This is a genomic window from Kitasatospora sp. NPDC023176 (genome assembly GCF_055560495.1).
The window spans coordinates 103933-127337 of sequence record NZ_JBVHIP010000026.1 but is presented as its reverse complement, the minus strand read 5'-3'; the positions used below and the strand labels follow the sequence as shown (position 1 = coordinate 127337).

General features: G+C 75.0%; 17 protein-coding genes. 12 read left to right on the top strand and 5 right to left on the bottom strand.

Translation table 11 applies throughout. The features are described from left to right. The 3 genes from ACZ3YL_RS29725 to pcrA all read left to right on the top strand — a co-directional run bounded on the left by ACZ3YL_RS29725 (position 1) and on the right by pcrA (position 4728). Positions 1-1341 carry an ATP-binding protein gene (locus ACZ3YL_RS29725; RefSeq protein WP_411293015.1) on the top strand — a complete coding sequence of 447 codons (1341 nt, stop codon included), beginning with the start codon at positions 1-3 and terminating at the stop codon, positions 1339-1341. Then, positions 1334-2011, top strand: coding sequence for a LuxR C-terminal-related transcriptional regulator (locus ACZ3YL_RS29720; protein ID WP_188306707.1), 678 nt, complete (start codon positions 1334-1336; stop codon positions 2009-2011). The genes ACZ3YL_RS29725 and ACZ3YL_RS29720 overlap by 8 nt, the downstream gene beginning before the upstream one ends. Positions 2012-2094: 83 nt before the next feature. Then, a complete protein-coding gene (gene pcrA / locus ACZ3YL_RS29715) occupies positions 2095-4728 on the top strand; it encodes a DNA helicase PcrA (protein WP_465660427.1) in 2634 nt (877 codons plus the stop codon). Positions 4729-4796: 68 nt separating this feature from the next. Here pcrA and ACZ3YL_RS29710 read toward each other — a convergent pair whose 3' ends face one another. Then, a complete protein-coding gene (locus ACZ3YL_RS29710; protein ID WP_465660426.1) occupies positions 4797-5585 on the bottom strand; it encodes a M23 family metallopeptidase in 789 nt (262 codons plus the stop codon). A 335-nt stretch (positions 5586-5920) separates the two neighbouring features. On the opposite strand from ACZ3YL_RS29710, the gene ACZ3YL_RS29705 reads away from it, so the two are divergent. Next, positions 5921-6328 carry a cobalamin B12-binding domain-containing protein gene (locus ACZ3YL_RS29705; protein ID WP_188307980.1) on the top strand — a complete coding sequence of 136 codons (408 nt, stop codon included), beginning with the start codon at positions 5921-5923 and terminating at the stop codon, positions 6326-6328. 124 nt (positions 6329-6452) lie between these two features. Here the strand turns inward: ACZ3YL_RS29705 and ACZ3YL_RS29700 are convergent, their stop codons facing one another. Together ACZ3YL_RS29700 and ACZ3YL_RS29695 are read right to left on the bottom strand one after the other, a co-directional pair. Beyond that, positions 6453-8093: a DUF5691 domain-containing protein gene (locus ACZ3YL_RS29700; RefSeq protein WP_465660425.1), complete on the bottom strand. Its 1641-nt coding sequence runs from the start codon at positions 8091-8093 to the stop codon at positions 6453-6455. Positions 8094-8104: 11 nt separating this feature from the next. Next, positions 8105-9418, bottom strand: coding sequence for an SWIM zinc finger family protein (locus ACZ3YL_RS29695; protein WP_465660424.1), 1314 nt, complete (start codon positions 9416-9418; stop codon positions 8105-8107). 180 nt (positions 9419-9598) lie between these two features. Here ACZ3YL_RS29695 and ACZ3YL_RS29690 point away from each other — a divergent pair, with 180 nt between their 5' ends. From ACZ3YL_RS29690 to sucD, 5 genes are all read left to right on the top strand, one after another. After that, on the top strand, positions 9599-10681 hold the full coding sequence (locus ACZ3YL_RS29690; RefSeq protein ID WP_465660423.1) for an ATP-binding protein: 1083 nt from the start codon (positions 9599-9601) through the stop codon (positions 10679-10681). Beyond that, positions 10639-12984 carry a DUF5682 family protein gene (locus ACZ3YL_RS29685; protein WP_465660439.1) on the top strand — a complete coding sequence of 782 codons (2346 nt, stop codon included), beginning with the start codon at positions 10639-10641 and terminating at the stop codon, positions 12982-12984. The genes ACZ3YL_RS29690 and ACZ3YL_RS29685 overlap by 43 nt, the downstream gene beginning before the upstream one ends. A 24-nt stretch (positions 12985-13008) precedes the next feature. Beyond that, positions 13009-14199, top strand: coding sequence for a VWA domain-containing protein (locus ACZ3YL_RS29680; protein WP_465660422.1), 1191 nt, complete (start codon positions 13009-13011; stop codon positions 14197-14199). 291 nt (positions 14200-14490) lie between these two features. Beyond that, on the top strand, positions 14491-15663 hold the full coding sequence (sucC, locus tag ACZ3YL_RS29675) for an ADP-forming succinate--CoA ligase subunit beta (protein ID WP_188307736.1): 1173 nt from the start codon (positions 14491-14493) through the stop codon (positions 15661-15663). Positions 15664-15681: 18 nt separating this feature from the next. Further along, the gene (gene sucD / locus ACZ3YL_RS29670) at positions 15682-16566 is read left to right on the top strand and encodes a succinate--CoA ligase subunit alpha (RefSeq protein WP_188307737.1); all 885 of its coding nucleotides are present in this window, start codon (positions 15682-15684) and stop codon (positions 16564-16566) included. A 96-nt stretch (positions 16567-16662) separates the two neighbouring features. Here the strand turns inward: sucD and ACZ3YL_RS29665 are convergent, their stop codons facing one another. Further along, positions 16663-18525: a hypothetical protein gene (locus tag ACZ3YL_RS29665; RefSeq protein WP_465660421.1), complete on the bottom strand. Its 1863-nt coding sequence runs from the start codon at positions 18523-18525 to the stop codon at positions 16663-16665. 132 nt (positions 18526-18657) lie between these two features. Here ACZ3YL_RS29665 and ACZ3YL_RS29660 point away from each other — a divergent pair, with 132 nt between their 5' ends. After that, positions 18658-20067 (top strand): cell division protein PerM, encoded by a 1410-nt coding sequence (locus ACZ3YL_RS29660; RefSeq protein WP_465660420.1) that lies wholly within the window; start codon positions 18658-18660, stop codon positions 20065-20067. 9 nt (positions 20068-20076) lie between these two features. Here the strand turns inward: ACZ3YL_RS29660 and ACZ3YL_RS29655 are convergent, their stop codons facing one another. Beyond that, on the bottom strand, positions 20077-20733 hold the full coding sequence (locus ACZ3YL_RS29655) for a hypothetical protein (protein WP_465660419.1): 657 nt from the start codon (positions 20731-20733) through the stop codon (positions 20077-20079). Between the two features lie 377 nt (positions 20734-21110). Here ACZ3YL_RS29655 and purN point away from each other — a divergent pair, with 377 nt between their 5' ends. Together purN and purH are read left to right on the top strand one after the other, a co-directional pair. Continuing rightward, positions 21111-21770: a phosphoribosylglycinamide formyltransferase gene (gene purN, locus ACZ3YL_RS29650; RefSeq protein ID WP_188304352.1), complete on the top strand. Its 660-nt coding sequence runs from the start codon at positions 21111-21113 to the stop codon at positions 21768-21770. Next, positions 21767-23371: a bifunctional phosphoribosylaminoimidazolecarboxamide formyltransferase/IMP cyclohydrolase gene (gene purH / locus ACZ3YL_RS29645; RefSeq protein ID WP_188304351.1), complete on the top strand. Its 1605-nt coding sequence runs from the start codon at positions 21767-21769 to the stop codon at positions 23369-23371. Before purN ends, purH begins: the two co-directional genes overlap by 4 nt. The last annotated feature ends 34 nt before the right edge of the window (positions 23372-23405 follow it).

Genomic DNA, 23405 nt, shown 5'->3' with positions numbered 1-23405 from the left:
ATGCTCGGCGGCGTCGCGCACGGCCTGGCGGTGCACCTCGGGCTGCCGGTCCGCTGGGTCCGGCTGGCCTTCGTCCTGCTGTTCTTCGCGCAGGGCATCGGCGCGCTGCTGTACGCGGCGTTCTGGTTCGTGGTGCCGATCGGCATCGGCGAGCCCTCGCAGCGCGGCGGCACCCACTGGGTGAACGTCAACGGCGTCTACGTCCCGACCTCGCCCTGGCTGCGGCCGGGCACCCCGCTGACCAAGTCGGGCGGGGGCGGCTGGGTCGGGCGGCTGCGCGAACTGCTCCAGCACGCGCTCCAGGGCGAGCCGGTCGCCGTGACCGCCGCCGAGGGCGGGGCCGAGACCCGGCCCGCCGGCAAGGGCGGGCAGGGCGGCATCGGCCAGCTCGCCGCCCTGGTCATGGTCGTGATCGGCCTGATCGCCCTGCTGAACGTGCTCGGTTGGCAGACCGCCAAGCCGTACACCTGGCCGCTGCTGGCGATCGGCGTCGGCGTGGCGCTGGTCTGGCGGCAGGCCGACGACTCGCGCTGGCAGCGCTGGTTCGGCATCGAGGAGGGCGAGAAGCGGCGCAGCGCCTACACCCGGGTCGGCGCGGGCGTGCTGCTCGCGGTGGTCGGCACCATCGCGCTGCTCGCCATGCAGGGCAGCGGCTCCACCCTCGGCTCGGTCATCGAGGCCTCGCTCGCGGTGCTCGCCGGGGTGCTGGTGCTGCTCGGCCCGTACGGCCTGCGGCTCTGGCAGGACCTCGGCGCCGAGCGCACCGCCCGCATCCGCGCCCAGGAGCGGGCCGAGATCGCCGCCCACATCCACGACTCGGTGCTGCACACCCTCACCCTGATCCAGCGCCGGGCCGAGGACCCCAAGGAGGTGCTGCGGCTGGCCCGCTCCCAGGAGCGCGAGCTGCGGCTGTGGCTGTACCGCCCGGAGGCCGCCGCCGAGGCCGCGCCGGACACCATGGCGGAGACCCTGCGGGCCGCCGTCGCCGAGGTCGAGGACCGGCACGGCGTCCCGGTCGAGCTGGTGATCGTCGGCGACTGCCCGATGGACGAGAGGATCGCGGCACAGATCCAGGCCGCGAGGGAGGCGACCGTCAACGCGGCCAAGTACGGTGGCGGGGGACCGGTCCAGGTCTACGCCGAGGTGGAGGGGAGGACGGTGTCGGTGTTCATCCGCGACCACGGACCCGGCTTCGACCCCGACACGGTGCCCGAGGACCGGATGGGCGTACGGGAGTCGATCATCGGCCGGATGAAGCGCTACGGCGGCACCGCTCGGGTGCGGCCGGCGGCGGGCGGCGGCACCGAGGTCGAGCTGGAGATGGAGAGAACGCATGACTGAGGCAGCGCCGGAGCGTACGGCCAGGGTCGTCCTGGTGGACGACCACCGGATGTTCCGCACGGGGGTCCGGGCCGAGATCGGCCGCACCGACGTGACCGGCATCGATGTGGTGGGGGAGGCCGACGACGTGGACTCGGCGGTCCGCGTGGTCGCCGAGACCCGGCCCGACGTGGTGCTGCTCGACGTCCACCTGCCCGGCGGCGGCGGCGTCGAGGTGCTGCGCCGCTCGGTCGGGGTGATGGGCGAGCAGGGCGGGGTGAAGTTCCTGGCGCTGTCCGTCTCGGACGCCGCCGAGGACGTCATCGGCGTGATCCGCGGCGGCGCCCGCGGCTACGTCACCAAGACCATCACCGGCACCGACCTGGTCGACGCGATCTTCCGGATCGCCGACGGCGACGCCGTCTTCTCGCCCCGGCTGGCCGGCTTCGTGCTGGACGCCTTCGCCGCCACCGACACCCCGCCGGTGGACGAGGACCTGGACCGCCTCACCCAGCGCGAACGCGAGGTGCTGCGGCTGATCGCCCGCGGCTACGCCTACAAGGAGATCGCCAAGCAGCTCTTCATCTCGGTGAAGACCGTGGAGAGCCACGTCTCCGCCGTCCTGCGCAAGCTCCAGCTCAGCAACCGCCACGAGCTCACCCGCTGGGCCACCGCCCGCCGCCTGGTCTGATCACCCCCGGCATCGAGCCCGCCCGGTCCGGTCTCTCCGGGCCGGGCGGGCTTGTCGGTGGGTGGCCATAGACTCGGAGTGCCATGAGTAGCCTCTTTGACGACCTTCCGCTCCCCGGTTTCGAGGCACTTGCCGCCGGGTCGAAGCAGCCCGGCGCGCCCATCGACGAGGAGCCCCCGCCGTACGAGGACGACGTTCCGTACGACGCGTACGAGGAGGCGATCCCGGACGGGCTGTTCCACACCGACCACGCCGCCGACGCGGAGCGGGACGCCTGGTACCGCAACGGTGCCGCCCGTACGGTGATCGACCCGGCGCAGCTGCTGGAGGGGATGAACGACCCGCAGCGCGAGGCGGTGCTGCACGCCGGCGCGCCGCTGCTGATCGTGGCCGGCGCCGGCTCCGGCAAGACCCGGGTGCTGACCCACCGGATCGCCTACCTGCTGGGCGCCCGCGGGGTGCAGCCGGGCGAGATCCTGGCGATCACCTTCACCAACAAGGCGGCCGGCGAGATGCGCGAGCGCGTCGAGGCGCTGGTCGGCCCGCGTGCCCGGGCGATGTGGGTGTCCACCTTCCACAGCGCCTGCGTGCGGATCCTGCGCCGCGAGTCCAAGCAGCTGGGGTTCACCTCCAGCTTCTCGATCTACGACTCGGCCGACTCGCAGCGGCTGATGTCGCTGGTCTGCCGCGACCTCGACCTGGACCCGAAGCAGTTCCCGCCGAAGTCCTTCACGGCGAAGGTCAGCAACCTGAAGAACGAGCTGATCGACGAGGAGACCTTCGCCGACCAGGCCGCCAACCCGATGGAGAAGAAGCTCGCCGAGGCGTACGCGCTCTACCAGCGGCGGCTGCGCGAGGCCAACGCGCTCGACTTCGACGACATCATCATGACGACGGTGAACCTGCTGCAGGCCTTCCCGGACGTCGCCGAGCACTACCGCCGCCGGTTCCGGCACATCCTGGTCGACGAGTACCAGGACACCAACCACGCCCAGTACATGCTGGTCCGGGAGCTGAGCGGGGGATCCGTCACGGCCGCGCCGAAGCGCACCGCGGACGGGGACTTCGTGAACCCGGCCGCCGCGCACCTCGCCGAGGTGCCGCCGGCCGAGCTGTGCGTGGTCGGTGACGCGGACCAGTCGATCTACGCCTTCCGCGGCGCGACCATCCGCAACATCCTCCAGTTCGAGGAGGACTACCCGAACGCCACCACGATCCTGCTGGAGCAGAACTACCGCTCCAGCCAGACGATCCTGAGCGCCGCCAACGCCGTCATCGAGCGCAACGCCAACCGGCGCGAGAAGAAGCTCTGGACGGCCGGCGACCACGGCGAGAAGGTCGTCGGCTACGTCGCGGACGACGAGCACGGCGAGGCCCAGTTCATCGCCGACGAGATCGACCGGCTCACCGACAAGGGCGAGGCCAAGCCCGGCGACGTCGCGATCTTCTACCGCACCAACGCCCAGTCCCGGGTGTTCGAGGAGGTGTTCATCCGGGTCGGCCTGCCGTACAAGGTGGTCGGCGGGGTGCGCTTCTACGAGCGCAAGGAGGTCCGGGACGTCCTGGCGTACCTGCGGGTGCTCTCCAACCCGGAGGACACCGTGCCGCTGCGCCGGATCCTCAACGTGCCCAAGCGCGGCATCGGCGAGCGGGCTGAGGCGATGGTCGACGCGCTGGCCGCGCGGGAGCGGATCTCCTTCGCCCAGGCGCTGGTCCGGGTGGACGAGGCGTACGGGATGGCCGCGCGCTCGGCCAACGCGGTCAAGAAGTTCAACACCCTGATGGCCGGGCTGCGCCAGGTCGTCGAGTCGGGCGCGGGCCCGGCCGCGGTGCTGGAGGCCGTCCTGGAGGAGACCGGCTACCTGGCCGAACTCCAGGCCTCCACCGACCCGCAGGACGAGACCCGCGTGGAGAACCTCCAGGAACTCGCCTCGGTGGCGCTGGAGTACGAGCAGGACCCGGGCGAGCGGCCGGACGCCGGGGAGGAGGGCACGCCGCCGGTCGGCTCGCTGGCCGACTTCCTGGAGCGGGTCGCGCTGGTCGCCGACTCGGACCAGATCCCGGACGACGACGAGGAGGGGCAGGGCGTCATCACGATGATGACCCTGCACACCGCCAAGGGCCTGGAGTTCCCGGTGGTCTTCCTGACCGGCATGGAGGACGGGATCTTCCCGCACATGCGGGCGCTCAACCAGGTCAAGGAGTTGGAGGAGGAGCGCCGGCTCGCGTACGTGGGCCTCACCCGGGCCCGCGAGCGGCTCTACCTGACCCGCTCGGTGCTGCGCAGCGCCTGGGGGCAGCCGGCCTACAATCCGGCCTCGCGGTTCCTGGAGGAGATCCCGGAGGCGCTGGTCGACTGGAAGCGGAGGGGGGCGGCCCAGGCGCCGGTCCAGCGCGGCTTCTCCTCGGGCTCGTCCGGCTCGTCGGGCTCGTCCTGGGGCAAGTCCTCCTCCGGGGGCGGGAGTTCGCGGTCCTCCTCGGCCGGGTCGGCCTCGCCGAAGGCCGGCTGGGGGCAGTCGGTGCGGCGCGGCGGCAAGGTCGTGGAGCGCGACGTCGTCTCGCTGGCCGTCGGCGACCGGGTCACCCACGACACCTTCGGGCTGGGCACGGTGGTCGGTGTGACGGGCGTCGGCGACAACGCCCAGGCCGAGGTGGACTTCGGCAGCACCGGCCGCAAGCGGCTGGTGCTGCGCTACGCGCCGGTCGAGAAGCTGTAGGGCCTGGCCGGCCGAGGCGGCTCCTGGTCCCGTCCTCGAACTCCCGCCCCACGGGCGGGAGTTCGGTCTCAGCGCGGGTCCAGCCCGTTCGAGAGGAACCAGGGCAGCGGGTCGACCGGACCGCTGCCCTGGGGCCTGATCTCGAAGTGCAGGTGCGGGCCGGTGCTGTTGCCGCTGCTGCCGACGAAGGCGATCACGTCGCCCTGCTTCACCGGCCCCTTGCGGACCTTGTACGCCCGCAGGTGGCAGTACCAGGCCTCGGTGCCGTCCGGCATCTTCAGTATCGACATGTAGCCGTAGAACGGGTTCCACTGCGTCCGGAGCGTCCCGTCGGTGACGGCGTAGACCTCGGAGCCGCCGTCCACCGGGAAGTCGATGCCGGTGTGCCGCCTGGCCCAGTGGGTGCCGGCCGCGCCGAACAGTTCGCCGAGGCCGTGCTGGGCGACCGGCATGACCACCGTCGGCTTGGCCGGTTCGGGGGTCGGCTGGGCGGTCGGGGTGCCGGTCGGCTGGCCGTCCCCGGGCTGGGCGGCGGTCAGCGGCTGACGGGCGTCGCCGCGCGAGGCCTGCGCCTGGCCGGCGTCCGCGACCGCCTGCCGGGCGGCCTGCTGCGCCGCCGTTCGGTCGGGGGCGTCGGCCGCCGACGCCTGCGGTGCCACCTGGTCGGCCTGCTCCTGGACCACCGCGACGCCCGCCGCCCCGGCCACTCCGAGCGCGGCCACCGACGGGAGCGCGACCCGGAACAGCGCGGCCCGGGTGGCCGCCTTGGCGGCGCCACGGCGCTGGGCGCGGGACTGCTCGCGGGCGGCGAGGCGCAGCTCCGCACGGGTCGGGCGGGCGGCTGCTTCGGGAGCCATCAGGGGCTGCCTCCTCGGTGGGCCTCGGGCACGTCATCGGGCGAGGTAAACAGCCGTGACTGTAGTCCCACGCCCGACGCCCCGGAAAAACCGCCGGTTGTCAAGGGGGCGCACGGGGGTCTGCGCCGTGCCGGTACGGACGGTCCCCGGACGGGCATACCCACTGGTAGCAAGGCCTGGGGCTGTGACTTTGCCCTCCTCTTGGGAGGTGGTTCGGCCAACCGGGCCGGGTGGCGCTAATCTCCCCTCAGGTTGGTTGGTTATCGACCGTTAACCGCACCCGTGGGCCCACAAGGTCCGGTCGGATGATGGACGACGAGGTCCAGGAGGCAGTCATGAGTGTGTCGGGGCCGATCCGTGTGGTGGTCGCCAAGCCGGGGCTCGACGGTCACGACCGTGGCGCCAAGGTCATCGCGCGCGCCCTGCGCGACGCCGGTATGGAGGTCATCTACACCGGGCTGCACCAGACGCCCGAACAGGTGGTCGACACCGCGATCCAGGAGGACGCGGACGGCATCGGGCTGTCGATCCTCTCCGGCGCCCACATGACGCTGTGCGCGCGGGTGCTCGAGCTGCTGAAGGAGCGCGACGCGGCGGACATCAAGGTCTTCTGCGGCGGGATCATCCCGGACGAGGACATCGCCGAGCTCAAGGCGATGGGCGTCGCGGACATCTTCACCCCGGGCACGCCCACCCGGGACGTGGTCGCCTGGGTCGAGGCCAACCTGCGGACGGCCGGCTGAGTTTCGGCGCGGAGCGGGCCGGTCCGTACGTACGGACCGGCCCGCTCGGGCGTGCCCGACCCGCGAGCGCTGTCGGGTCGGGAGCGCCGCCCGTTCGGGAGCGCCGCCCGTTCGGCGGCACCGGTCAGTTCGGCGGCGCCGTCAGCTCGTTCAGCATCGCGGCCCGGAAGCGCAGTGTCCCGGCCAGCCGGGCGAAGGTCTCCGACCAGGCCGAGTCGGGGGCCGCCCCGGCGGCCAGCTCCTCCACCGCGGCGGCCGTCCCGGGGGAGAGCGCGCGCTCCGTCATCCCGAGCACCCCGCTGTGGCTCCACGGGTACGCGCCGGAGTCGGCGGCCCGGGCCAGCGCCGCCACCACGGCGGTGGACAGCGGCGGCGTCCACGGGGTGGCGCAGGCGCCGAGCAACTGGAAGGCCTCGCCCAGCCCGTGCACCTCGATGAAGGCGGCCGTCCAGGCGGCCCGTTCCTCGGCCGGGAGGACGGCCAGCAGCTTCGCCGGGGCACCGGTGACCCGCGCGCCGCGGGCCCGGCCGGCGCCCCGGGCCGACGGGACGGGGGCCGGGCCGAGCAGTGCCCGGGCCCAGTCGGCGTCGTGCTGGCGCACGGCGGCGCGCGCCCAGGCCTCACGCAGGTCGTCGGCCCAGCTGCTGCTGGTCTCGTCCACGCTGTCGCCGACCCGCAGCGCGAGCAGCTGCTCCGGCGTCAGGCCGGTGCTGTCCGGCCAGACCGCCAGTGGTGCGGCGGCCACCACCTCGCCGAACCACCAGGCCCGTTCGCCGCGCCCGGTGGGGGACTTGGGCGTGATGCCGTCGCGCTGCATCCGTTCGTCGCACTCGGCGGGCGGGGTGACCAGCAGGTGGGTGCCGCTCCCGGCGAGCCGGACGGCGGCCCGGGCCCGCTCGGCCATCCGCTGGGCGAGTGCGGAGCCGGGCAGGGTGGAGAGCAGTTCGGCGGCGGTGGCGCGGACGTTCTTGCTGCGGTCGCCGAGGGCGGCCTCCAGGAAGGGTTCGTCGGCGGGGGAAAGCCCGTCCTGCAGGGCGTCCAGGAAGAGCAGCCGGTCCTCGGCGCGTTCGGTCGGCCAGGTGCCGCGCAGCAGCTCCAGGCCGGCGGCCGGGTCGCGGCGGCGCAGCAGGGTGAGGTGGGTGACCCGCTCGGCGAACAGGCCCTCGTGCCACAGCCGGTGGTCGGCCCGGTCGGCCGGGTCGGTCGCGCCGGCCGGGTCGGTCGTGTTGGCCGGCTCGGGTGCGTTGGTGCGCAGCACGAAGCGCCAGTCGGGGTTCCGCGCGGCCAGCCAGCGGCCCAGCGGACCGGCCAACGCGACGGCGTCGGGCCGCAGTTCGCTGCGCGCGCGGGCGGCGTCGAGCAGCCCGGGTATCAGCGCGGCGGGCGGCCGCAGGCCCTCGGCCCGAGCGGTGGCGAGCCACTGCGGCAGCAGCTCGGCCAGGTTGGCCAGGGTGCCGCCGCTGCCGCCGCTGCCGCCGGAGCGCCCGGCGAGCAGCACGGCCAGCCGGCGGGCGGCGGCCTCGGGCAGCTCCGGGCGCCGGTCCTCGGGCGCGGGCGGCCCGGGCGGCTCGGCGGCCGGTGCGGGCAGGGCGCCGGCCCGGCGGCGGACGGTGGCCAGCGCGGCCAGCTCCAGCAGTGCGGTGGCCGGGTCGGACCGGTCCACGGCGTCGGCGAGCGGCAGCGCGGTGGCGGGGAGCGGGCGCCGGTCGGTGCCGAGCAGGGCGCTGGTCCGCAGGGTCTCCCACGGGTCCTGGGTGATCGTCATCGTCGGTGCTCCTAAAGCGTGGTGAGGCCGACCGGGCGGTGCTCGGCGGTCCAGGCGGTGACCGGGGCGAAGCCCTGGTGGCCGTACTCGCCGAAGACCGTCAGCGGGCGGCCGGTGGAGACCGCGGCCAGCCGCCACAGCGCCGCCTCGGGGACGGCCGAGGGGTGGACCGGGACGGTGTGGTGGCCGTCCGTCAGGTGCCAGCCGTCCGGGGTGCGGACCGGGACGATCCCGGCGAGCACGGTCGGCCAGCTGTCCAGCCACGGGTCGTCGGCCACCGCGGTGCCGTACCCGGCGACCGCCTCGGCGACGGTGAGCCCGGCGGGCGGGGCGGCCGGGCCGGGCCCGGGGGCCCCGTAGCGGGTGCCGAGCGCGGCGCGCAGCGGGCGGGCGCCGGGGTGGTAGGCGAGTTCGGCCTCCAGCAGGTGGCCGGTGGGCAGGGCGAGGTCGGGAGCCTGGCCGGGGCGGCCGAAGGCCAGCAGCAGGGCGGGGCGGCCGGTCTTGGCGCCGCGCAGCCAGACCCGGCGGGTGGTGAGCCGTTCGTCGGCGCCCCCGTCTATCGGTGTGGTGCGGCTGCCGAGCACCAGCCAGCGGTCCCGGACGGTCGGCCCGGCGAGCACCTCGGCGGCGTCCAGGGTGTAGCCGACCCGGGCGCGGACGGTGGCGGCCAGTTCGGGCGGCAGCTCGTCGACCCGGGTGGCGGCGGTGGCGAGCAGGTGGAGCATCGCGTACTCCTCCAGCAGCCGGTCCTCCGGAAGGGCGTCCAACTCCCGTACCCGGGTGGCCAGTCCGGAGGCCTGGGCGTCGACCATGCGGGCCGCGACCTCCTCCCAGGGGCCGGCCGTGGACTGGTCGGCCAGGCCGTGCCGGATCCGGTCGGCCAGCCGGAGCCGCAGCTCGGCCGCGCCGGCCGCGACCCGGGCCGCGCGCTTCTCGGCCCGCCGGCGGGCGGCCTCCGGGTCGACCGGGGCGTTGGCGCGCTTCTCGGCGCACTCCTGTCGGGCCTGGAGCCACTCGGCGGCCCAGTCGGCGGGCTCGCCGGACGGCACGGCCTCGGGCGTGCCGCTCCACAGCAGGAGGAGTCCGAGCGCGTGCTTGCACGGGAACTTCCGGCTGGGGCAGCTGCACTGGTAGGCGGGCGTGGCGAGTTCGACCACGGTGCGGTACGGCGTGCGGCCGCTGCCCCGGCACTCGCCCCAGAGCGCGGTGCCGTCGGTGCCCGTCCCGGACCAGGGCGCGGGCGAGGACAGCTTGCCCGCGGCCTTCCGCGACGCGGCGTCAGGGGCCAGGGACAGGACGTGTTCGGTGCTCCAGCGTTCCTCCATGCGACCGACGGTAGGCGGGGGCACTGACAGTGGCTGACTGCCCGTCGCACGGCCGTCCGCCGGACTGTCAGTGGCACGTTGCAAGGTGGTTCCCACAGGCCGGGACGCCGGCCTGGCTCCCCCCGATCACCCTGCCGCCCGGGCACCCGTGCGCCCGGCGGCCGACCCGAAGGAGCCCCCATGACCGACGTTCTGCGGCAGCACGCCGAGGACGCCTTCGCCGGCGAACTGGCCGCGCTGGCCGCGCGGGACGACCGTCCGCGCCCCGAGCGCTGGAAGCTGTCGCCGTGGGCCGTGGCGACGTACCTGCTCGGTGGCGAGCTGCCGGACGGCACCCGGATCACCCCCAAGTACATCGGCCCGCGCCGGGTCGTCGAGGTCGCCGTCACCACCCTGGCGACGGACCGCGCGCTGCTGCTGCTCGGCGTGCCCGGCACCGCGAAGACCTGGGTGTCCGAGCACCTGGCCGCCGCGATCAGCGGCGACTCCACGCTGCTGGTGCAGGGCACCGCCGGCACCCCCGAGGAGGCCGTCCGGTACGGCTGGAACTACGCCCAGCTGCTCGCCCACGGCCCCAGCCGGGACGCCCTGGTGCCCTCGCCGGTGATGCGGGCGATGGCGGACGGCAAGCTCGCCCGGATCGAGGAGCTCACCCGCATCCCGGCCGACGTGCAGGACAGTCTGATCACCATCCTGTCCGAGAAGACCCTGCCGGTGCCGGAGTTGGGCGGCGAGACCCAGGCCGTACGCGGCTTCAACGTGATCGCCACCGCCAACGACCGCGACCGCGGCGTCAACGAGCTGTCCAGCGCGCTGCGCCGCCGCTTCAACACGGTGGTGCTACCGCTGCCCGGCTCGCTGGACGAGGAGGTCGACATCGTCACCCGCCGGGTCGGCCAGCTCGGCCGCTCCCTCGACCTGCCCGAACTGCCGGGCGGCGCCGAGGAGATCAGGCGGGTGGTGACGGTCTTCCGCGAGCTGCGGGCCGGCCTCACCGTGGACGGCCGGACGAAGGTCAAGACCCCGAGCGGCACCCTCTCCACCGCCGAGGCGATCTCGGTGGTGACCAACGGCCTCGCCCTGGCCACCCACTTCGGCGACGGCGTGCTGCGCGCCGGGGACGTGGCGGCCGGCATCGTCGGCGCCGTCGTCCGCGACCCGGTGGCCGACCGGGCGGTGTGGCGCGAGTACGTCGAAGGGGTGGTGCGCGAGCGCGACGGCTGGAAGGACTTCTACCGCGCGGCCCGCGAGGTGACCGCGTGACCTCGGAGGTCGCCCTGCTGGGCATCCGGCACCACGGACCCGGCTCGGCCCGGGCGGTGGCCGCCGCGCTGGCGCAGTGGCAGCCGGACGCGGTGCTGATCGAGGGACCGCCGGAGGCCGACGCCGTCGTCCACCTCGCCGCCGAGAAGGACCTGGTGCCGCCGGTCGCCCTGCTCGCCCACGCGGTGGACGACCCGGCGCGGGCCGCGTTCTGGCCGTACGCCGAGTTCTCCCCGGAGTGGGTGGCGATCCGCCACGCCGTCGACCACGACCTGCCGGTCCGCTTCATCGACCTGCCCGCCGCCTACGGCTTCGCGCCCGCACCCGAGGAGGCCGAAGCGGCGGAAGAGGCCGAGGAGGCCGCCGACGAGCTGCCCGTCGACCCGCTGGCCCTGCTCGCCGAGGCGGCCGGCCACGACGACCCGGAGCGCTGGTGGGAGGACGTGGTCGAGCACCGCGCCCCCGGCGCGGACGCGCTGGCCCCGTTCGCCGCCGTCGCCGAGGCGATGGCCGCGCTGCGCGCCGAGGGCCTCGGCGAGTCCCGCCGGGACCAGCTGCGCGAGGCCCACATGCGCCAGCGGATCCGGGCCGCCCGGCGCGCCGGGTACGGCCGGATCGCCGTGGTCTGCGGCGCCTTCCACGTGCCCGCGCTGGCGGCGATGCCCACCGTCGCCCATGACAAGGCGCTGCTCGCCGGGCTGCCGAAGAAGGTGCGGACGGAGATCACCTGGATCCCGTGGACGCACCGCCGGCTCTCCCAGGCCGCCGGTTACGGCGCGGGCGTCCAGTCGCCCGGCTGGTACCACCACCTGTTCACCGCGGTGGGCGATCCGGTGCCGCGCTGGCTCACCCGGGCCGCCGGACTGCTGCGCGCCGAGGACCACCCGGTCTCCTCCGCCCACGTCATCGAGGCGGTCCGGCTCGCCGAGACCCTGGCCGTCCTGCGCGGCCGTCCGCTCGCCGGGCTGACCGAGACCCTGGACGCCGTCCGCGCGGTGCTCTGCGACGGCTCGGACGTCGCCCTGGAGCTCGTCCGGGACCGCCTGGTGGTCGGCGACGCGCTCGGCGAGGTGCCGGACGCCGCCCCGGCGGTGCCGCTGCAGCGCGACCTCGCCCGGTTGCAGCGCTCGCTGCGGCTCAAGCCCGAGGCCGCGCCCCGGGACGTCGACCTCGACCTGCGCAAGGACACCGACGCGGCCCGCTCCCGACTGCTGCACCGGCTGCGGCTGCTGGGCGTCGGGTGGGGCGTGCCGGCCCGCTCCGCGGTCAACTCCACCGGCACCTTCCGGGAGAGCTGGCGACTGTGCTGGCAGCCCGAGTTCGCGGTCCGGATCGCCGAGGCCGCCCAGTGGGGCACCACGGTGGAGGAGGCCGCCGTCAACAAGGCGGTCGGCACCGCCCGCGCGGCCGGCGAACTCGCCGAGCTGACCGCCCTGGTGGAGACCTGCCTGCTGGCCGGGCTGTCCGGCGCGCTGCCCGCCGTGATGCGGGTGCTCGCCGACTGCGCGGCCCTGGACACCGATGTCGCGCACCTGGCGGGCGCGCTGCCCGCGCTGGTCCGCGCGCTGCGCTACGGCGACGTGCGCGGCACCGACCACGGCGCGCTCGCCGAGGCGGCGGCGGGCCTGGCCGGGCGGGTCTGCGTCGGACTGCCGCCCGCCTGCGTCGGGTTGGACGCCGAGAGCGCGACGGCGATGCGGGCCCGGATCGACGAGGTGCACGGCGCGATCGCCCTGCTCGGCCCCGGTGAGACGGCCGAGCCGGACGGCCTGCCCGCCCGCTGGGCCGCCGCGCTGGCCTCGCTGGCCCGCCGCGAGCCCGCCGGCGGACCGGCCACCGGCGCCCCCGGCCTGCTGCGCGGCCGTGCCGTCCGGCTGCTGCTGGACGACGGCCGACTCGGCTCCGAGGAGGCCGCCCGACGGCTGCGCCTGGTGCTGTCGACGGCCAACGCCCCGGCGGACGCGGCTGGTTGGGTCGAGGGCTTCCTCGCCGGCGGCGGCGCCCTGCTGCTGCACGACCCCCGGCTGCTCGCCCTGCTGGACGAGTGGCTCGGCGGGGTCAGCGACGAGGTCTTCACCGACGTCCTGCCGCTGCTGCGGCGCACCTTCGCCGGACTGGAGGCGGGCGTGCGCACCACCATCGGCGGCCGGGTCGCGGCCGGCCCGCTCGGCGCGGCCCCGGCGGCGCCCGAGGCAGCCGGCGAACTCGACCGGGACCGCGCCGACGCCGCCGTCCCGGTGCTGGCCCTGCTGCTCGGCGTCCGGCCGACGATCCCCCGCCAGGCCACCGGCCGCAACACCTGACCCCCGCCGTACGAGGAGGACCCGATGGCAGCGACCCCGACCGACGAACGGCTGCGCCGCTGGCGCCTGGTGCTGGGCGGCGAGGCCGACGGCACCGGCCGCACCCTGCGCGGCCGCGACGCCGCGATGGACGGCGCCCTCGCCGCGCTCTACCGGGGCGCCCCCGAGGAGGGCGCCCGCGCGCCCCGCGGCGGTCGCCGCGGCGCCGGGCTGGGCGGCTCGGCCCCGCAGGTGGCCCGCTGGCTGGGCGACATCCGGGAGTACTTCCCGACCACCGTGGTCCAGCTGATGCAGCAGGACGCGATCACCCGGCTCGGCCTGGACCGGCTGCTGCTGGAGCCGGAGATGCTGGAGGCCGTCGAGCCGGACGTGCACCTGGTTGCCACCCTGCTGTCGCTCAAGCACGCGCTGCCGGAGACCACCCGCGAGTCCGCCCGGGCCGTGGTCGGCAAGGTCGTCGCCGACCTGGAGCGCCGGCTCGCCGACCGGACCAGGGCCACCCTGGGCGGCGCCCTGGACCGCAGTGCCCGGGTGAACCGGCCGCGCCACCGGGACATCGACTGGGACCGGACGATCCGGGCCAACCTGAAGAACTACCTGCCCGAGCACGGCACCGTCGTGCCCGAGCGGCTGGTCGGCTACGCCCGCGCCCAGCGCGCGGTGAAGAAGGACGTCATCCTCTGCGTCGACCAGTCCGGCTCGATGGCGCCCTCGGTCGTCCACTCGGCGGTGTTCGGCGCGGTGCTGTCCTCGATGCGCACCCTGGACACCCGGCTGGTGGTCTTCGACACCTCGGTGGTCGACCTCACCGAGCAGCTCACCGACCCGGTGGACGTCCTGTTCGCCACCCAGCTCGGCGGCGGCACCGACATCAACCGGGCGCTCGCCTACTGCCAGTCGAAGATCACCCGGCCCTCCGAGACCATCGTGGTGCTGATCAGCGACCTCTACGAGGGCGGCATCCGGGACGGCATGCTGCGGCGGGTCGCCGCGATGAGGGCGGCCGGCGTCCAGTTCATCGCGCTGCTCGCGCTCTCCGACGAAGGTGCGCCGGCCTACGACCACGCCCATGCCGCCGCGCTGGCCGCGCTGGGCGCCCCGGCCTTCGCCTGCACCCCGGACGCCTTCCCCGGGATCATGGCGGCGGCGATCGAGAAGCGCCCGATCCCGCGGCAGCTGACCGCGGGCGTGAACAACGCTGACCAGGGGGTGTGACGAGTTCACCCGGGCGGGTGAAGCCGCCCGATCGGCGGACAGGGCGTCCGGGCCGATCTGTGACGGTTCTCACCCAAGCCGGACAGGGCCCCGGGCGGAACAGGCCCGTCCCACGGGGATAACCTGCCAGACGGACGTGACGCGCGTGTTGATTGACGTGTGCGCCCGTGGCTGTGTGGGCCGCAAGGCCGTACCTCTGCGTACCCGCACCGCTTCGACGACCCGCAGCGAAGATCCTGCCGTGGCACGCTCGTAGAGACACAATCCGCGACCACGAACAAGGACAAACACGTGGACCTGTTCGAGTACCAGGCGAGGGACCTCTTCGCCAAGCACGGTGTGCCCGTGCTTGACGGCGATGTCATCGAGACCGCCGCAGACGCTGCCGCCATCGCGGAGCGCTTCGGCGGCCGTGCCGTCGTCAAGGCTCAGGTGAAGGTGGGTGGCCGAGGCAAGGCCGGTGGCGTCAAGCTCGCCGCCGACCCGGCGGACGCCGTCGCCAAGGCCGAGCAGATCCTCGGCATGGACATCAAGGGCCACACCGTTCACAAGGTGATGCTGGCCCAGACCGCGGACATCAAGGACGAGTACTACGTCTCGTTCCTGCTGGACCGCACCAACCGCACCTTCCTGGCCATGGCCAGCGTCGAGGGCGGCGTGGAGATCGAGGTCGTCGCCGAGGAGAACCCCGACGCGCTCGCCAAGATCCCGGTCGACGCCAACGAGGGCTGCACCCCGGAGAAGGCCGCCGAGATCGTCGCCGCGGCGAAGTTCCCGGCCGAGGTCGCCGACCAGGTCGCCGACGTCCTGCAGAAGCTGTGGAAGGTCTTCATCGCCGAGGACGCCCTCCTCGTCGAGGTCAACCCGCTGATCAAGTCCGGCGAGGGCAAGATCATCGCGCTCGACGGCAAGGTCTCCCTGGACGAGAACGCGGACTTCCGCCAGCCCGAGCACGAGGCCCTGGAGGACAAGGCCGCGGCCAACCCGCTGGAGGCCGCCGCCAAGGCCAAGGGCCTGAACTACGTCAAGCTCGATGGCCAGGTCGGCATCATCGGCAACGGCGCGGGCCTCGTCATGAGCACCCTCGACGTGGTCGCCTACGCCGGTGAGAAGCACGGCGGCGTCAAGCCCGCCAACTTCCTCGACATCGGTGGCGGCGCGTCCGCCGAGGTCATGGCGAACGGCCTGGAGATCATCCTCGGCGACCCCGACGTCAAGTCGGTCTTCGTCAACGTCTTCGGTGGCATCACCGCCTGTGACGCGGTCGCCAACGGCATCGTGCAGGCCCTGGAGCTCCTCGCGAGCAAGGGCGAGAACGTCACCAAGCCGCTGGTCGTCCGCCTGGACGGCAACAACGCGGAGCTGGGTCGCAAGATCCTCGACGACGCCAACCACCCGCTGGTCCAGCGCGTGGACACCATGGACGGTGCGGCCGACCGCGCCGCCGAGCTGGCCAACAAGTAAGGAAGGGGACTTAACACCATGGCTATCTTCCTTACCAAGGACAGCAAGGTCATCGTCCAGGGCATGACCGGCGCCGAGGGCATGAAGCACACCCGCCGCATGCTCGCCTCCGGCACCCAGATCGTCGGCGGTGTCAACCCGCGCAAGGCCGGCACCACGGTCGACGTCGACGGCACCGAGATCCCGGTCTTCGGCTCCGTCGCCGAGGCCATGAAGGAGACCGGCGCCGACGTCTCCGTCCTCTTCGTGCCGCCGGCCTTCACCAAGGCCGCCGTCATCGAGGCCATCGACGCCGAGATCGAGCTGGCCATCGTCATCACCGAGGGCGTTCCGGTGCACGACACCGCCGCCTTCTGGGCGTACGCCGGTTCGAAGGGCAACAAGACCCGGATCATCGGCCCGAACTGCCCCGGCCTGATCAGCCCCGGACAGTCGAACGCCGGCATCATCCCGGCCGACATCACCACCTCCGGCAAGATCGGTCTGGTCTCGAAGTCGGGCACCCTGACCTACCAGCTCATGTACGAGCTGCGCGACATCGGCTTCTCCTCGGCCGTGGGCATCGGCGGTGACCCGGTCATCGGCACCACCCACATCGACGCCCTCAAGGCCTTCCAGGAGGACCCGGAGACCGAGGTCATCGTGATGATCGGTGAGATCGGTGGCGACGCCGAGGAGCGTGCCGCGGCCTACATCGCCGAGCACGTCACCAAGCCGGTCGTCGGCTACGTCGCGGGCTTCACCGCCCCCGAGGGCAAGACCATGGGCCACGCCGGCGCCATCGTCTCCGGCTCCTCGGGCACCGCCCAGGCGAAGAAGGAGGCCCTCGAGGCCGCCGGTGTCAAGGTCGGCAAGACGCCGTCCGAGACCGCCCGCCTGGCCCGCGAGATCATCGCCGGCTGACCCCGGTCACCCGCGCTGTGAGCGCCCCCGCCCTCCTCGGGCGGGGGCGCTCGCCGTTTCAGCGCGCGGGCCGGGCAGCAGCGCGCGGGCCCGGCTTCAGCGCTTGGGGCCGATGCTGCAGGGCAGCGGGGACCAGGCCGCGCACGCCGCCGGATCCTGCTGCGGGGGCGGGGCGGCACCCCGGGCCGCGACCGGCAGCTCCCAGCGGGCGACCGCCTGCGCCTGGGGCTGCGCCACCACCGCCGCCAGCCCCGGCGCCGGACTGCACCACAGGCTGCTGATGCCGTTCGGCGCCCCGCCCGGCAGCAGCGGCACACCCGGCTCGGCCACCTCCGCGGTCGGGGCCGGCACGCACAGCGTGGGGACCGGCTGATCCGGCCGGTGGAACAGCGCCGCCGGGCGCAGCCCCGCGAGCGTGGCCACCGTCGCCCCGCCCACCGCCACGGTCAGCAGCACCGCCGCGCCCGTCCGGCTCGCCGTCCCCAGCCGGTGCCTGACCCGCAGCACCGGCACCGGCGCCCGGGGCGGCTCCGGACAACCCCGGACCGCCGCCCGGTGCAGCAGCCCGCTCAGCCCGTCCGCGAACCCCGGCGCCGCCGGATCCGACCCCACCAGGTCTGGCACCCACTGGGCCAGCGCCTCCCGGGCCGCCCACACCCGCCCCTCGGCCGCCGCCCGGGTCGACTCCACCTCCACCGCGATCGCCGCGGCCGGCAGCCCCAGCCCGTCGTGCAGCACCAGCGCCCGCCGCTGCGGCCGGGACAGCCGGCGCAGGGCCTTCAGCAGCGCCTTGTCCCGGTCGGTCAGCCGGTCGTGGTCCGGCAGCACCGACTGCGCCTCGTCGGCCGGCCGCACCCGGATCCGCCGGTGCGGCAGCGTCCAGGCGTGCATCCGGCGGGGCCCGCCCCGCCGCCACGGGGACAGCGCCAGCTCGCAGGCCCGCACCCGCACCCAGCCCTCCGGGTCGCCGGAGCCGACCACCCCGCCCCAGTCCTGCCGGGCCTCCCCGAACGCCCGCCGCACACAGTGCACCGCCCGGTGCCGGCACGCCGTCAGCAGGAACACCTGCTGCACCAGCCGGGTGTGGGCGCCCTCGTACAGCTCCTCGAAGCTCTCCGTCAGGTCCCGCCCGTTGCCCGCCTCGGTGAGCGCCTGACTGATCCGCTCCCGGGCGTCCGCGGTGTCGCGCCCGGCGGGGGCGACGGCTGAGTCCCGTCCGGCCTCTTCGGCCTCTCCGGCCTTGGCCCGGGCGGGGGGCATCCGGTGCCCGCCCTCGGTGGGGCCCGACGCCGCGCCGGGGGACGACGGTACGGCCGGTTTGGCCAGGGCCTTGGTCTGTGACGTGCTCTGGGCCTTGGTCGTGGCCCGGGTCGGGGTGGTGGGCACGTCCCGCCCGCTCCCGGACGTGCGGCCGTCACGCCGGCCGTCGTCCTTGCCGCGCCCGGAGGCCGCGCCGGGGTCGGTGGGGCGCTGCTCCCCCCGGGCGGTGACGGCGGGGGACTCCTTCGGATCGGCGGGGCGCCGGGGCGGCTGGGCCGCGTCGGCTGCGCCCGCCTTCCGCGCCGGCCCTCGTTCGGCCGGCTGCGGCCGGCCCGCCGCGGACGTCGCCGGGGTGCCGGGCTCTCCGGTGGTCGGGGTGGTCTGTGTCATGCCGCTGCGTTCTCCCGGGGCTGTGGGGGCCACTCGCGTGCGGTTGGTGCCGGTGGGGGTGGCCGGGGGGCGCAGGCCCGGGCCGGCGGGGGGTGCGGTTCCGAGCAGGGCGATGGCGGCGGCTTCGGTGGGACAGCCGAGTTTGCGCATGGCCCGGTGGAGATAACTACGGGCGGTCGCGGTGGTGACGCCGAGTGCGGCGGCGGTGTGGTCGAGGCCGTGGCCTGCGGTCAGGTGGGCGATGGCCTCGGCCTCACGGGGGGTCAGCTTCCGCAGCGGGTCGGTGGCGCGGGTGGGGGGCGTGGTCATCAGACGCTCCGGGCCGGGGCGACGGCGGCTTGGGGGCAGGGTCTGAAAAGGCGCATAAGACAATAATCTGGGACACGGCGGCGGTTTGCCGGTTCACGGAGCATGGCGAGTCGTCTTGGCACCATGAGGCGCATGACGCAGCTGATGGGCCGTCCGATCCTGGAAGTGCCGGGCGAATTGGGTGGACGCCCCGTGCTGGCCGACCTGTTGGCGGGGGTGCGGACGGCGCTGGTCGGCCTGGCGGTGGTCGGGGTGCCGGTGCTCGGGCTCTGGGTGGCGACGCCGTACGCGGATTCGGACGCGGCCGGAGCCACCCGGTTGGCGGGTGCGCTCTGGCTGCTCGGGCACGGCGCGCCGGTGCTGCGCGGGAGGGCGGACGCCCCGCTGACGGTCACTCCGCTGCTGCTCGGCGCCCTGGCGGTGGTGCGGCTGTACCGGGCGGGGGCCGGGGTGGCGGCGCGGCGCGGGCTGCGCTCGCGCTGGGGCGGCCCGGTGGCGCTGTGGGCGGGGTACTGCGCGGTGGCGGTCGTGGTGGCGCTGCACTGCGCGGGGGCCGGGCTGTTCCGCAGCCGGGTGCTGCCGGACCTGCTGGTGGTGGCCCTGTCGGCGGGGTTGTCGACGGCGGCGGGCGTACGGTCCGTCGGGCCGGGGGGTACGGGCGCCGAGCCGCTGTTCGACCGGCTCCCGCCGGGCTGGCGGCCGACCGGCGGCACCGCCGCGGTGGTCCGGGCGGCCGGCGCGGCCGGGGCGGGCCTGGTCGCGGCGGGCGGGCTGCTGGTGGCGGTGTCGGCGGTGCTGGACGCGGTGTCCGGCGGCGGGCGGGGGATGGCGCTGCTGGGGGGCGGGCCCGTCGCGCTGGTCGGGCTGCTGCTGCTCACCGTGGCGCTGCTGCCGAACGCGGTGCTGTGGGGTGCGGCGTACGCGCTGGGCCCGGGGTTCGAGGTCGGGGCCGGGTCGCTGGTGTCGCCGGGCGGTACGCGGCTCGGTCCGGTGCCGGACTTCCCGCTGTTCGCCCTGCTGCCGCAGGAGGGCCCGGGCGGCTGGCGGCTGGCGGCGCTGCTGCTGCCGCTGCTGGCGGGGCTGGTGCCGGCGGTCCTGATCGGCCGCGCGGCGGCGAGCCGGACCGCCGCCGAGCCGTGGCCGCCCGCCGCGACGGTGGCGGCGGCCCTGGCGGCCGCGGTGCTGCTGGGCGCCGGGGCGACGGTGCTGGGCTGGCTGGCGGGCGGGGCGCTGGCGGCGGAGCGGATGGCCCGGCTGGGGCCGGTGCCGTGGTGGACGGGCCTGGCGGCGGCGGGCTGGCTGGCCCTGGTGGCGGTGCCGGGCGCCCTGCTGGTCCGCCACCGCGCGCTCGGCCCGGTGGGGCTCGGGTGCGCGGCCGGCGGCGCGGGCGTGGACGACGCCGAGGCCGACCTCAACGCCCCGGCGTCCGCGCCGGGCGCCTACGCCCGGCTCGCGGGCCGGGCGCGCCGGAGCGTGCTGGAGCTGCGCGCCGGTGCGTACGCCCTGGTGCTGCGGCTGTCCGGCCGGCGCCGCACCGGTTGACCGGGCCGGCTACTCGGCGTTCCCGCTGAAGTCCACGTACCACTGCGGCGCGTACCGGTCGCAGTTCTCGGCGCCGACGTTGGTCAGCGCGTCCTGCACGCAGGTGACGTAGTCCTTGTAGTAGACGCCGAGCCCGATCACCGAGGTGGCGACCACGACGGTCATCGCGCCGGTGAGGATCCCGGCGAGCGCGGCCGGGGTGAGCGGGTTGGGTGCCGGGATCCCGGCGGGGCCGAGGCCTCCGGCCGTGGTGGGAGCGGCGGCGGGCCGCTTGGCCCGCAGCGCGCCGACGCCCCAGGCGATGCCGAGCAGCCCGACCAGCAGGGCGATCCAGTGGAAGCCGGCGAACAGGCAGACCAGGGCGAAGGGACCGGCCAGCGCGGCGTTGCGGGCCTTGCGGTGGACCGGGTCGGTCGGGTCGAGGCGGGGCGGCTGCGGGCCCTGGGGGCGCCGGCCGGGGCCGCCGTCGCCGGGGCCCTGCCCCCACTGCGGCGGGAGCGGCGGGCGGTCGCCGGGCTGGTCGCCGCCCTGGCCGCCGTGCTGGCCGCGGTCGCCGTCCGGACCCTGGCCGGGCCAGGGGTTGCGGGGGTGCCACGGCTGGTCCGGGGCGTCCGCGGGCGGCGGCGCGAAGGGGTTGCGCTCGTCGGTGTCGTCGCCGCTGCTCATGGGTTCAGCCGTTCCTTCTCGGTCGGGGCGCGTGCGGGGGATCCGCCCGGGAGCGGTCTTCCCCGTCCCCAATGATCCCGCAAGCGTTCGAGAGCCCGGCGGGGGCCTGCCGTACCGGTGCGGGCCGCGGGCGAACTCCGGTACGGCGGGCCCGAGGAGATCCCCGTCTCAACTACGCGCGTAGCGCCGCAGGGAGGGTGCCGGGGCCCTCCGACCAGCCGTTATCGTGGTGACGGTCAGCAGCTCACATCGGTTCCCGGGGCCCGCGTCGCGGCGGGTTCTCCTGGTGTTCCCCCTCGCTCGACCTGCCGTTCGTAGTGGCCCCACCGTCGGTGGACGTACCAGCGGGCGGCGCCCGACCTACGGAGAATCGCGCAGTGGCCGCCGCCCCCGCTCAGCTCTTCCCGCCCCGTACGCCCGGACCGGCCCGCCTCCTGGTGCTGGTCTCCGGCTCCGGTACCAACCTCCAGGCGCTGATCGACGCCGTCGCCGACCCGGCCTACGGCGCCGAGATCGTGGCCGTGGGCGCGGACCGGGACGGGATCGCCGGCCTGGAGCGCGCCGAGCGGGCGGGCCTGCCGACCTTCGTCCACCGGGTGAAGGACTTCGCGGACCGCGCCGACTGGGACCGCGCGCTGACCGCCTCCGTCGCCGCCCACCAGCCCGACCTGGTGGTGACGGCCGGCTTCATGAAGATCCTCGGCCCCGGGTTCATCGCGGCCTTCGCCGGACGGATCGTCAACACCCATCCCGCACTGCTGCCCGCCTTCCCCGGCGCCCACGGCGTCACCGACGCGCTCGCGTACGGGGTGAAGGTCACCGGCTGCACCGTCCACCTGGTCGACGCCGGTGTGGACACCGGGCCGATCATCGCGCAGGGCGTCGTCGAGGTCGTCGACGCCGACCACGCCGATGGCGGCGACGCGCTGCACGAGCGCATCAAGACTGTCGAGCGCAAGCTGCTCGTCGACATCGTGGGCCGGCTGGCCCGCGAAGGTCACCGCATCGAGGACCGAAAGGTATGGATCCCGGCATGACTGCCAGCTCCACCACGCCGCCCCCCGTTTCGGAGAACATCCGTCCGATCCGTCGCGCGCTGATCAGCGTGTACGACAAGACCGGTCTGGAGGAGCTGGCCCAGGGCCTGCACGCCGCCGGGGTCGCCATCGTCTCCACCGGCTCCACCGCGGGCCGGATCGCCGCCGCCGGGGTCCCGGTGACCGAGGTCTCCGAGCTGACCGGTTTCCCGGAGTGCCTGGACGGCCGCGTGAAGACGCTGCACCCCCGGGTGCACGCCGGCGTGCTCGCCGACCTGCGCCTGGAGTCGCACCGCGCCCAGCTGGCCGAGCTCGGCGTCGAGCCCTTCGACCTGGTCGTGGTGAACCTCTACCCGTTCAAGGCCACCGTCGCCTCGGGCGCCACCCCGGACGAGTGCGTCGAGCAGATCGACATCGGCGGCCCGAGCATGGTCCGCGCCGCCGCCAAGAACCACCCCTCGGTGGCCGTCGTGGTCGACCCGGCCCGCTACGCCGACGTGCTGACGGCCGTCCGCGAGGGCGGCTTCGACCTGGCCACCCGCAAGCGCCTGGCCGGTGCCGCGTTCGCCCACACCGCCGCCTACGACGTGGCCGTCGCCTCCTGGTTCGAGGCCGGCTACGCCCCCAGCGACGAGCGGTTCCCCGAGTTCCTGGGCGCCACCTGGGAGCGGCAGAACGTGCTGCGCTACGGCGAGAACCCGCACCAGGGCGCCGCGCTGTACAGCGGCACCGGGCTGAGCAGCGGCTTCGCCGCGGGCGGCGGCCTGGCCGGCGCCGAGCAGCTGCACGGCAAGGAGATGTCGTACAACAACTACGTCGACACCGACGCCGCCCGCCGCGCCGCGTACGACCACGCCGAGCCGGCCGTCGCGATCATCAAGCACGCGAACCCGTGCGGCATCGCCACCGCCGCCGACGTCGTCGAGGCGCACCGCAAGGCGCACGAGTGCGACCCGGTCTCCGCGTACGGCGGCGTGATCGCGGTCAACCGCCCCGTCACCGTCGAGCTGGCCGAGCAGATCGCCCCGATCTTCACCGAGGTCGTCGTGGCCCCGGCCTACGAGGACGGCGCGGTCGAGGTGCTGGCCCGCAAGAAGAACCTGCGGGTGCTGGTCGCCCCCGGCGCCCCGGCCAACCGCCAGGAGGTCCGCCCGATCTCCGGCGGCGTGCTGCTCCAGGACGCGGACCGGGTGCAGGCCGAGGGCGACGACCCGGCGAACTGGACGCTGGCCACCGGTGAGGCGCTCTCCGAGGCCGAGCTGGCCGAGCTGGCCTTCGCCTGGCGGGCCTGCCGGGCCGTCAAGTCCAACGCGATCCTGCTGGCCAAGGACGGCGCCTCGGTCGGCGTCGGCATGGGCCAGGTCAACCGGGTCGACTCCTGCAAGCTCGCGGTCGAGCGGGCCGGCGAGCGGGCCAAGGGCTCGTACGCCGCCTCGGACGCCTTCTTCCCGTTCCCGGACGGCCCGGAGATCCTGATCGCCGCCGGCGTGAAGGCGATCGTCCAGCCCGGCGGTTCGATCCGCGACGAGCAGGTCGTCGAGGCCGCCCAGCAGGCGGGCGTGACGATGTACTTCACCGGCGCGCGGCACTTCTTCCACTGAGTGGCACGAAGCGGCCCGGCCCCCTCCGAGGAGG

What these genes read in the sequence shown, in the direction of transcription:
- ACZ3YL_RS29655 (WP_465660419.1), bottom strand. Translation starts at nt 20,733, where the DNA reads ATGAGCAGCGGCGACGACACCGACGAGCGCAACCCCTTCGCGCCGCCG.
- ACZ3YL_RS29700 (WP_465660425.1), bottom strand. Translation starts at nt 8,093, where the DNA reads ATGACGATCACCCAGGACCCGTGGGAGACCCTGCGGACCAGCGCCCTG.
- ACZ3YL_RS29660 (WP_465660420.1), top strand. Translation starts at nt 18,658, where the DNA reads ATGACGCAGCTGATGGGCCGTCCGATCCTGGAAGTGCCGGGCGAATTG.
- pcrA (WP_465660427.1), top strand. Translation starts at nt 2,095, where the DNA reads ATGAGTAGCCTCTTTGACGACCTTCCGCTCCCCGGTTTCGAGGCACTT.
- ACZ3YL_RS29720 (WP_188306707.1), top strand. Translation starts at nt 1,334, where the DNA reads ATGACTGAGGCAGCGCCGGAGCGTACGGCCAGGGTCGTCCTGGTGGAC.
- ACZ3YL_RS29690 (WP_465660423.1), top strand. Translation starts at nt 9,599, where the DNA reads ATGACCGACGTTCTGCGGCAGCACGCCGAGGACGCCTTCGCCGGCGAA.
- ACZ3YL_RS29665 (WP_465660421.1), bottom strand. Translation starts at nt 18,525, where the DNA reads ATGACCACGCCCCCCACCCGCGCCACCGACCCGCTGCGGAAGCTGACC.
- ACZ3YL_RS29710 (WP_465660426.1), bottom strand. Translation starts at nt 5,585, where the DNA reads ATGGCTCCCGAAGCAGCCGCCCGCCCGACCCGTGCGGAGCTGCGCCTC.
- ACZ3YL_RS29680 (WP_465660422.1), top strand. Translation starts at nt 13,009, where the DNA reads ATGGCAGCGACCCCGACCGACGAACGGCTGCGCCGCTGGCGCCTGGTG.
- ACZ3YL_RS29705 (WP_188307980.1), top strand. Translation starts at nt 5,921, where the DNA reads ATGAGTGTGTCGGGGCCGATCCGTGTGGTGGTCGCCAAGCCGGGGCTC.
- ACZ3YL_RS29695 (WP_465660424.1), bottom strand. Translation starts at nt 9,418, where the DNA reads ATGGAGGAACGCTGGAGCACCGAACACGTCCTGTCCCTGGCCCCTGAC.
- ACZ3YL_RS29725 (WP_411293015.1), top strand. Translation starts at nt 1, where the DNA reads ATGCTCGGCGGCGTCGCGCACGGCCTGGCGGTGCACCTCGGGCTGCCG.
- sucD (WP_188307737.1), top strand. Translation starts at nt 15,682, where the DNA reads ATGGCTATCTTCCTTACCAAGGACAGCAAGGTCATCGTCCAGGGCATG.
- purH (WP_188304351.1), top strand. Translation starts at nt 21,767, where the DNA reads ATGACTGCCAGCTCCACCACGCCGCCCCCCGTTTCGGAGAACATCCGT.